Source organism: Bacteroides sp. D1 (assembly GCF_000157095.2).
In the GTDB taxonomy this organism is placed as follows: Bacteria; Bacteroidota; Bacteroidia; order Bacteroidales; family Bacteroidaceae; genus Bacteroides; species Bacteroides xylanisolvens.
In genome coordinates, this window is the sequence record NZ_JH114344.1 from 95,828 (window position 1) to 106,455 (window position 10,628).

Below are 10,628 nucleotides of genomic sequence, written 5' to 3' on the forward strand. Positions count from 1 at the left end.
TAAAGCAGAAATGAATATTACAAAAATTATTAGTAAGACTTTCGATTCCCGTTTAAAACAGATAGACCTATATGCTAGTCAGGCTAGTGAGATACAGCATCGTGTGTTAAGCCGCTTAACACGCCAGGCCGCTCAAACTGAATGGGGAAGAAAGTACGATTATTCCTCTATCCGTAACTATGAAGATTTCCGTAAACGTGTTCCTATCCAGACATACGAAGAAATTAAGCCTTATGTAGAACGTTTGCGAGCTGGGGAACAGAATCTGCTTTGGCCATCGGAGATACGCTGGTTTGCAAAATCCTCCGGAACGACTAATGATAAAAGTAAATTCCTTCCCGTCAGCAAGGAAGCGCTGGAAGATATTCATTACAGAGGAGGAAAAGACGCGGCAGCTCTTTATTTCCGCATCAATCCGGATAGCCATTTTTTCTCCGGCAAGGGACTGATTCTAGGAGGAAGCCATAGCCCGAACCTCAATTCCAATCATAGTTTAGTAGGAGATTTATCCGCTATTCTGATTCAAAACGTAAATCCGCTTATCAATTTCATTCGCGTACCAAGCAAGAAAATTGCATTGATGAGCGAATGGGAAACCAAGATAGAAGCAATCGCCAACAGCACTATTCCGGTAAATGTGACAAGTCTATCTGGTGTACCGTCGTGGATGTTGGTACTTATCAAACGTGTTCTTGAAAAGACAGGAAAGCAGACACTGGAAGAAGTATGGCCTAACCTGGAAGTCTTCTTCCACGGTGGAGTGGCTTTCACACCGTATCGTGAGCAATATAAACAGGTGATTACAACACCTAAAATGCATTATGTAGAGACCTACAATGCTTCGGAAGGATATTTCGGAACCCAGAACGACCTTTCCGATCCTGCCATGTTATTAATGATCGACTATGGAATTTTCTACGAATTTGTTCCATTGGAGGAAGTGGGAAAAGAAAATCCACGGGCTTATTGTCTTGAAGAAGTCGAGCTCAACAAGAACTATGCAATGGTTATTTCTACTTCCTGTGGTTTGTGGAGATACATGATTGGTGATACAGTGAAGTTTACCAGCAAAAATCCCTATAAGTTTGTCATCACGGGAAGAACGAAGCATTTCATCAATGCATTTGGTGAAGAGCTGATTGTCGATAATGCTGAAAAAGGCTTGGCAAAGGCTTGCGCCGAAACCGGAGCACAAATTTGCGAATACTCTGCGGCGCCGGTGTTTATGGATGAGAACGCAAAATGCAGGCACCAGTGGCTGATAGAATTTGCCAAAATGCCGGATTCCGTAGAAAAGTTCGCCGCAATACTTGACGCTACGCTGAAAGAGGTTAACTCTGACTATGAGGCCAAACGATGGAAAGATATTGCTTTGCAACCATTGGAAGTGATCGTTGCCCGTCAGGGATTGTTCCATGACTGGCTGGCACAGAAAGGAAAACTGGGAGGACAACACAAAGTACCCAGATTAAGCAATACACGCGAATATATAGAAGCAATGCTGGTGCTGAATAATAGCGCTCATCCGGAAGAATAACCAAAAACCAAAACATAACCACTACAAGTTTTTTTCCATTACAGAGGTTACTTGTATAAGGAGAGAGCGTCAAAACAACTCTCCGATTTCTTTCAGGCACGGATTACACGAATTACATGGATAAGTTTATTCTCTTTCCTTGTTTATTCGTGTAATCCGTGCCTTAGTTATGTCGATTAGCAAGCTAAGTTTTGTTTTAAAAAACTTGCGTCAGAGCGTTCATCTTCCCAATATATAAGATTACCGGGCGTTGACTATGATTCCTCCTCCTAGTAGCAATCCGTCTCCATAGAATGCAGCAGCCTGCCCGGGAGCAATGGCTGTTAATGGTTCATGGAGCTGCACGTGCAGTAAATGATCCGATGTGACGGTAATCGTGCCATAGTTTTCCTGCTTGCGATAGCGTATCTTCACAATTATGTCAGAGCGTCCTAAAGTACGCTCCTGATTTACAAGATTCCAATCTTTCAACCACATTTCTGTTTTTTCCAACGATGAAAGAGAAGCCAACATCACTTCATTCTTTTCAGGATCAATCTCTTTCACAAATACAGGACGATTCAGATGAATGCCCAAACCGCGTCTCTGCCCAATAGTATAAAAGGGATAGCCTTCATGCCAGGCAATAAAATTTCCCTTTTCATCGACAAATCTTCCTCTTCTGATTCTGTCAGACCAGGTCTGTTTATCGCTGCCCGATGTCTGACTATTGTTGATTGATGCCTCACTATTACTGACCGACATCTGACCATTTCTGACCAACCAGTCTTTTAAAAAGGTCCGATAGTCCATCGGGCAAAAACAGACACCAATACTATCCTTTTTGGTTGCCACCTTTCGAAAACCATGTTCAGCAGCCCAGGCACGGGCTTCAGCTTTCGTAATATCGCCCATCGGCAACAGCATCCTATTAAGAATATCCTGTTTCAATCCCCATAAGAAGAAGGTTTGATCCTTATCCGAATCGGCGGCGTACGTTATATAAAAGGTTTCATTTAGTTGTATATTCTGCGCATAGTGTCCGGTAGCAATATAAAAAATTCCCATTTCATCGGCAATCTTAGCAAGCAAAGGCCATTTCAGATAATTATTGCACAAGGTACAGGGGACCGGAGTACGTCCTGCCAGGTATTCCTGCACAAAATATTCAATAATCTGCCGGGCAAATATTTCACGGGCATCGTATGTTATATGCCGTATTCCTAAACGTTCTGCCAAATTACGGGCATCTTCCAAGTATTCTGTCGAACCATTCAATTCATAAAAACGGAAGGTTACCCCGATTACTTCATAACCGGCTTCCAGCAATCGCATAGCAGCAACAGAGCTATCTGTACCGCCACTCATTCCAAGCAATACGCGTTTGTTTTCCTCTATCATGCTGCAAAATTAAGTATTTTCCCGTATCTTTGTCAGTTAAAGCCTAAAAGAGAATGAAAGAGAGACCAACTAACGGACAAGTTATAATCGTTTTCACAGAGCATCCGATACTCGGCATATTACTGATTCCGTATATTGCGGAAAGGCTGAACGATGGCACCTTGCAATTAGTGGAGCAAGCGTTTCACGCCTCTCCGGAAGCTATGAGCATAATGAGCGAAGCGGAAAGACAAGCTATCGATATCGCTTCATACTATACAGAAAAGTATCTGATGGGCCTCTACTCCCGTGAAAAAACAGTATCACGCTTTCTACATAAGCTATCCGAAGATCCGGAACGAATTAAAAATAATATTCGCCCGTTCATCGAAAAGAAGCTGTTGGAGATGCTGGCGTTGATACGGGAAAATGGACTGCCTTTTTATCAGAAACAAGCCGGTAGCAAAATCTTATACGCCCATCATATTTATCATATCAACCCTCACGACGTAGAAATTCGCGTAACGTTTCATGTTGACAGTAAAACGTTCCGTTATCAGTTGCAGTGTTATTATGAAGGGCAACCGTTCTCTTTGAGTGAGTTAAAACCGGTAGTTGTACTGACCTCCTCGCCGGCCACTCTATTATTGGGAATGGAGTTATATTTCTTTCCGCACATTGAAAGCGCACGTATCTTACCTTTCACAAAGAAAAGATCGATTAGCGTAGACGCTTTGCAGATTGAGAAATACATAGACAACATCGTTATTCCAATTGCACGTTATCACGATATCGAGACTCACGGTTTGAATATTACTGAAGAAGAATGTGCCTGTGAAGCTGTTCTCTCATTCGAAGATGCCACATACAACGGACAAGCATTGCAACTTGTCTTCCGCTATGGAGACCAGACATTTGCACCAGATAGTGCTAATGAAATGAAGAAAATCATTTATCGGAAAACATCCGGTGAAATCGGCTTTTTCCGACGTAATATCACAGTGGAAGAACAAGCAGTCCAACTCTTAACGAATGCCGGTCTGCAACAACTCAATGCCACACACTTCCAACTATCCGCCAAAGCTCCGGAAAAGACAATTGTCGAATGGATCAACAATCATCGGGAGATGTTGCAGCAATCCTTTCACCTTACCAGTAATGTAGGGAATGCGTTGTATTGTCTGGATGAGATACGCATCGAGCAAAGTTGCGACGATGAAGTTGACTGGTTCGAACTGCACATCACTGTTGTTATCGGTAATCTGCGCATTCCTTTTTCACGTTTCCGCAAACATATCCTCGAAGAAAAGCGGGAATATCTGCTACCTGACGGGCGTATGATTCTCCTGCCTGAAGAGTGGTTCAGCAAATATGCGAACTTACTGGAGATGGGAGTACAAACAGAAAAAGGAATTCGGTTGAAACATGCATTTATAGGTGCCGTACAGACAGCTTTGGGTGAGGATGGAGTGAAAAAATTCCCCGCGAAGCAGCAAATACATAACGTTGCCGTACCAAGAACGCTTAAAGCAACGTTACGCCCCTATCAGCAGAAAGGATTCTCGTGGATGGTACACCTCCATAAACAAGGATTTGGCGGATGCCTGGCAGATGACATGGGACTCGGGAAGACTCTTCAGACTCTTACCCTGCTACAGTACATATATAAGCCATCCGCTCCCAAACAACCCGCTACCCTAATTGTAGTCCCCACATCGCTACTTCACAACTGGCGACGGGAAGCCAAGCGCTTTACAGGGCTCTCAATGATGGAATACAACAACACCGTGGCTATAGACAAGAAACGTCCGGAAAAATTCTTCGGTCATTTTCACTTGATCTTTACTACGTATGGCATGATGAGAAACAACATTGATATACTCTCTTCCTACCATTTCGAATATGTCGTGCTCGATGAAAGCCAGAATATCAAGAATAGCGAATCGCTCACCTTCCGGTCGGCAATTCAACTGCAAAGCAAACACCGACTCGCACTGACAGGTACTCCTATCGAGAACTCATTAAAGGACCTGTGGGCTCAATTTCATTTTATACAACCGGACTTACTGGGCACGGAAAGTGCTTTCCAAAAGCAGTTCATAATGCCGATTCGCCAGGGAAACGAACGTGTACGAGTGCAGTTGCAACAACTGACTGCCCCATTCATCCTCCGCAGAAGCAAGAAAGAGGTAGCTCCGGAACTTCCTGAACTTACGGAAGAAACAATCTACTGCGACATGACTGAAGAGCAGAACACGTGTTACGAACAGGAGAAAAACAGCCTGCGCAACATACTTCTCCAGCACCCTCAAAGTACGAACAGGCTCCATTCGTTTAGTGTACTAAATGGCATTTTGCGTTTACGACAACTCTCTTGTCATCCGCAACTCATTCTTCCTGATTATACCGGAACATCCGGAAAAACCGCACAGATAATCGAAACATTCGATACATTACAAAGCGAAGGACACAAAGTCCTAATTTTCTCTTCATTCGTCAGACATCTGGAGGTCTTGGCTGAAGCTTTCCGAGAACGAGGCTGGAAATATGCCCTATTAACAGGAGCAACCAACAACCGGCCCTCCGAAATCGCCCATTTCACCGAGCAAAAAGATGTTCAGGCATTCCTTATTTCACTAAAAGCAGGAGGTGTGGGGCTCAATCTTACACAAGCCGACTATGTATTCATCATAGATCCCTGGTGGAATCCTGCCGCCGAATCGCAAGCCATCGCCCGTGCCCATCGTATCGGTCAGGACAAGCAAGTAATTGCCTATCGCTTCATTACACAAAACAGTATCGAGGAAAAGATTCTGCATCTGCAAGATGAGAAACGAAAACTGGCGGAAACATTTGTTGCCGACAGTGAGTCATTGCCTATATTAAGCAATGAGCAATGGGTAGACCTGCTCTAATAATACATAAAGCCTCAATCTATCACAGAGGTGTGTAAAATGTATTATTTCATCGTATTCCTGAATTTTTTTATCCATATACTCTTATTTTATCCGGTTATCTTTGCCACTGTGAAAATCATAAATAACCCGAAATAATAAATGTATGAAAAACAGGAGCATTACCTACCTATTACTATTTGGTATTTGCAGCATGTTGGCAATCATGCAATCATGCCAAAAAACAGACGACCTGGAAGCAGACATCAATTCTCTGAAAGACCGTGTCGCTGCTTTGGAAAAAGCAACGGAAGGACTGAATACTTCATTTGCCAGTCTGCAAGCCCTTATGCAAAAAAACAAAATCATTATCGGAATTACTCCGACTAAAGATGGCTTAGGATATTTGCTGGAACTTAGTGACGGAACAAGCATTAAAGTCATGGAGAGTGAAGCAGTACAAGCGTCTGTCCCTGAATTTTCCGTAGACGAAGAAGGCTACTGGATATATAAAACAAGTAATGATACAGATTTCAAATATCTGCCAGGAGCCGATGGAGAGAAAATATCAGCCTGGCCCCGTGATGGAGAAGGCAATGTGGTGGCAACTCCATTAATCAGCGTATCTTCCAGTGGATATTGGCAAGTGAGCTACGATAATGGACAAACATATACAAGCTTAGGAACTAAGGCCGAAGGTGGAAGTCAGGGAGGAACCAGCATATTCAGCAAGGTAGAATATAATGAAGCAAACCATACTTTCTCATTCACCCTGGCTGATGGTGAAAAAACATATACTTTCCCAGTAGACGACAGCTTCGGACTGATCATTTATGGTCTCAATGACGCTGAAAGTGAACAAGCTGTGCAAGTTTTTGCCCCCAATGAAAGCCATAAAGAGTATAAAGTAGAACAGAATGACGTGCAACAAGCTGCAATACAAGCTCCTAAAGGATGGGATGTTCTTTTATCCGAGAACTTATTAACTATCACACCACAAGCAACTGTTGTAAAAGACGTAGAAGAAACAATTAAGATTGTACTTACTTCATCAAAGAATTATATCCGTATTGTTTCTATTGAAGTGAAACAACTTTCCAATGAAACCGGAGCAAAAGCCTGGCAACAATTTGTAAACGCAGATCAACAAAATGTATTATTGGACTTTTCATACGCCGGATATAAACATGGTGAAGTAGCTCCTCCTGAAATAGAAACATTAATAGCACAAGGATATAAAGTATACGATGTTACAGATCCCCAATATGGGGCTATCCCCAACGACGGCAAATCTGACAGAGCAGCTTTCATGAAGGTACTGGAAGAAATAGCAAGAGAAACAAAGCAAGAAGATCTCAATAATATGACAGATCGATATATTAAGGAAAACGCTAAAGCTATTATCTACTTCCCAGAAGGGAATTATATTCTACAAGATAAGGATTCTAAGGATCGCAGGATTCGTATATCGATGAGTGATATTGTTTTAAAAGGAGCCGGAAGAAACAAAACAACACTCGAAATGACTGCTGCAAATAATTCTCCCAAACCTACTGAGGAAATGTGGAATGCTCCTGTTATGATGGAGTTCAAACATAATACAGGATTAGGAGAATCAATTGGTGCTATCACTGAAGACGCTCCCATAGGCAGCAAAACCATAACGGCCAGTTTAACAGGAGTAAGTGCGGGCAGTTGGGTATGTCTCGTACTGGGAACCCCCAAGTTGGGAAACACGGATAATGATGTTATTAATTCCGAACTATCGCCTTATCAATGGCAAGATATTAAGGTACAACAAGGCATTACTCCCAATATCAAAACAAATGGTATTCAAATATTCGAATACCATCAGATTGAAAAGATTAGTGGTAACAGTATTACCTTTAAAGAACCCATCATGCATGCTATTAATAAAGATTGGGGATGGAATGTACATAAATTCGCCAATTATGCCAATGTTGGCGTAGAAGACCTTACATTTAAAGGACATGCCAAAGAGAAGTTTATTCATCACGGCTCTGACATAGATGACGGTGGTTTTAAGCTTATCGATTTTGTACGTCTGACCAATTCATGGATGCGCCGGGTTAATTTTGAAAGTGTTAGTGAAGCCATGTCAATCACAAGTTCTGCCAATTGTTCTGCTTATGACATCACTATTGGTGGTAATCGTGGACATGCTTCTATCCGCTCGCAAGCTTCTTCCCGTATCTTTATTGGAAAAGTAACTGAAAGCAGCAATGGCTACACACTTAGAAAAGGAGAAGGTGAAAGCACATTGATGGAATATAAAACAAACGTTGGTCAATATCACGCTTGCGGTGTTTCAAAGCAAAGCATGGGTGCTGTAATATGGAATGTGAAATGGGGAGATGATTCTTGCTTTGAATCACATGCCACACAGCCACGTGCAACATTAATTGACTGCTGTACTGGCGGTTTCATGCATTGGAGACAAGGAGGAGACTCTGCTCAAATGCCAAATCACATGGAGAATCTGACAATATGGAATTTCTATGCAACAAATGTACAAACAGATCAGGACATCGATACAGAAGGTAAATTTACCTGGTGGGATAGTAACGGCTTTTGGTGGAAATTTATGCCTCCTATCATTGTCGGTTTCCACGGAAGTCCTTTAGATTTTGATGCTACTCAAATGAAGCGACTCGAAAGTAACGGAACTGCTGTGGAACCATATTCACTCTATGAGGCTCAATTACGTAAACGTTTGGGATATGTTCCTTCCTGGCTATCCTCTTTAAAATAATAACTTTAAAACAATATAATCATGAAAAAAGTATGGAGTATGTTCATGTTATTGGCTGTATGCCTGGTAGCATGTACCAACATTGACGATTTGGAAGATGATGTAGACGCACTGAAAAAGCGCGTTACCGCACTCGAGACACAAGTACGTGATATAAATAGTAACACAGAAGCTCTTCGCGAACTTTATAATGAAGGAACATTTATTACTAATATAGAGGAAAAGTCTGATTCCTACACACTCACTTTGAGCAATGGAAAAACAGTAAATCTATATATGAAAAACGATAATAACCTGTTATGCCCTATTATCGGTATCGATTCAGAAGGCTACTGGACTGTTCTTTACAACAAAAATGAAACTCCGGAGCGTCTGACTGTAAACGGACAACCTGTGAAAGCTAATGGAGAGAGTGGCAAGACTCCTACATTTAATGTAGATAGTGAAGGCTACTGGCAGGTTAGCTATGATGAAGGAAAAAACTATGAATATATATACAAAGAAGGAACTACTGACAAAGTCAGCGCAACTGGTGACGGTTCCGCTCCGGCAGAAGACAAAAACTTCAAGAGTGTAACAGTAGAAAACAACGAACTGGTCTTAGTACTTGCGGGTGAGGATGCTCCAACCATACGTATCCCTATCATCAGCGACTTTGAATGTAGTTTTGCGGCTGAAGATTTAGAACAAATACAAGAGTTTTCTGCAGGTGAAACGAAAGAATTTACCATGACCATGAGAGGAGTAAAAAATACAATGATTACTGCTCCAGAAGGATGGAGTGCTAAATTCTCTAAGGAAGCTGGAAAAGAAAATGTATTGATTGTTACTGCCCCTGCATCAAGCGCAAAGATGATGACTCGTGCAACAGCTGATAACAGTACTGATATTGCGATATTGGCAACAAGTGGAAAGTATGCTATGATTGCAAAGATTCAGGTTAGTATTAAGAATCGTACGGATTATAAAGCCGATTTTGATCATGGTAAAGACATTACTATCGGCGGCATCACCATCAACAACCAAATTTATTCAGATGCTGACATACAAATATTGGATGCAACAGATGCCGATGTGGCACTTGACACTTACTTTAGTGCTACAATGAGTAAACCTGTTATACTGTTCCTCACAGGTACAGCACACAATTTCACCACAACCGGAGTAAAATCAATCAGCAATGATGTTATTATCATCGGTCGATATGATGACGAGCAAGTAACACTTCGTCCTATTAATTGCTGGAAATCATGCAAAGGAAAGCTACTTTTTAAGAATATAAAAATAGATTTAAGTGATCTCAATGGAGGTAGCAATGCTGGTTATTTTATAAATAATGCAGGCGTTATCAGCAAGGGAGACTTTACTGACATCTGCATTGACAACTGTCTGATTGCGAATGTCTTGAAACCAATTTATTACGATGCAGCACAAAAGACTTACTTTGGTATAGACAACATCTCTGTTCAAGACACTCGTATTGAAGTTAATGCTATCAAAATTGCCTTGATAAATATATATAAAGGCTTCAATTTAGGAGATTATAAAACTTTCAACTTCAAGAACAATATAGTGTATAGCCAGACACCTCAAGAAGGCGTGCAAATATTAAACTGGGCTACTGGTAATATACCTTTATCAGATGGTGTACTTTCTGCCGAAATTATAAATAATACTTTTGTCAACATGATAGGTAGCAATATATTCTTCAGATATCAAAAAGGAACATCATTGACTATAAGCAAGAATATCTTTGACGTAAGTCCGGAAGCAGAATTCGGTTCCTACTATTATTCTTTCTTAGAAAGTTGCACACCTCAAATAGATGTAACCGACAATATCGTATATGGCTTAACCAAAAATTGGAATTATTATCATACAAGTTCTTTAGTTAAAGAACCAACAAGCGGTAATAACATAACCAAGCACGCAACAGCTCCTATTACTCAATATGATTATGTAAATGGTATATTTACATTAGCTAGCGATGTAGCTGGTTATGGAGCAACAATTGAATAAAACTCTTTTACCAGTTTAATAATAAAAGCCGCATAACTTTACGTTT

General features: G+C 41.2%; 5 protein-coding genes. 4 read left to right on the top strand and 1 reads right to left on the bottom strand.

Translation table 11 applies throughout. The annotated features are described in order from the left end of the window. The first annotated feature begins 10 nt into the window (after positions 1 to 10). On the top strand, positions 11 to 1,537 hold the full coding sequence (locus BSAG_RS08060; protein WP_004315549.1) for a GH3 auxin-responsive promoter family protein: 1,527 nt from the start codon (positions 11 to 13) through the stop codon (positions 1,535 to 1,537). 240 nt (positions 1,538 to 1,777) lie between these two features. On the opposite strand, the gene mnmA is transcribed toward BSAG_RS08060, so the two are convergent. After that, complete coding sequence (gene mnmA, locus BSAG_RS08055) at positions 1,778 to 2,917, bottom strand: tRNA 2-thiouridine(34) synthase MnmA (protein WP_004315547.1); 1,140 nt, start codon at positions 2,915 to 2,917, stop codon at positions 1,778 to 1,780. Between the two features lie 53 nt (positions 2,918 to 2,970). On the opposite strand from mnmA, the gene BSAG_RS08050 reads away from it, so the two are divergent. The 3 genes from BSAG_RS08050 to BSAG_RS08040 all read left to right on the top strand — a co-directional run bounded on the left by BSAG_RS08050 (position 2,971) and on the right by BSAG_RS08040 (position 10,582). Then, positions 2,971 to 5,811 (top strand): DEAD/DEAH box helicase, encoded by a 2,841-nt coding sequence (locus BSAG_RS08050; protein ID WP_004315545.1) that lies wholly within the window; start codon positions 2,971 to 2,973, stop codon positions 5,809 to 5,811. A gap of 145 nt (positions 5,812 to 5,956) precedes the next feature. Then, the gene (locus BSAG_RS08045) at positions 5,957 to 8,563 is read left to right on the top strand and encodes a DUF4955 domain-containing protein (RefSeq protein ID WP_004315544.1); all 2,607 of its coding nucleotides are present in this window, start codon (positions 5,957 to 5,959) and stop codon (positions 8,561 to 8,563) included. A gap of 21 nt (positions 8,564 to 8,584) precedes the next feature. Continuing rightward, entirely contained in the window at positions 8,585 to 10,582 is a 1,998-nt protein-coding gene (locus tag BSAG_RS08040; RefSeq protein WP_008023999.1) for a PL29 family lyase N-terminal domain-containing protein, read from the top strand. Positions 10,583 to 10,628 lie beyond the last annotated feature (46 nt).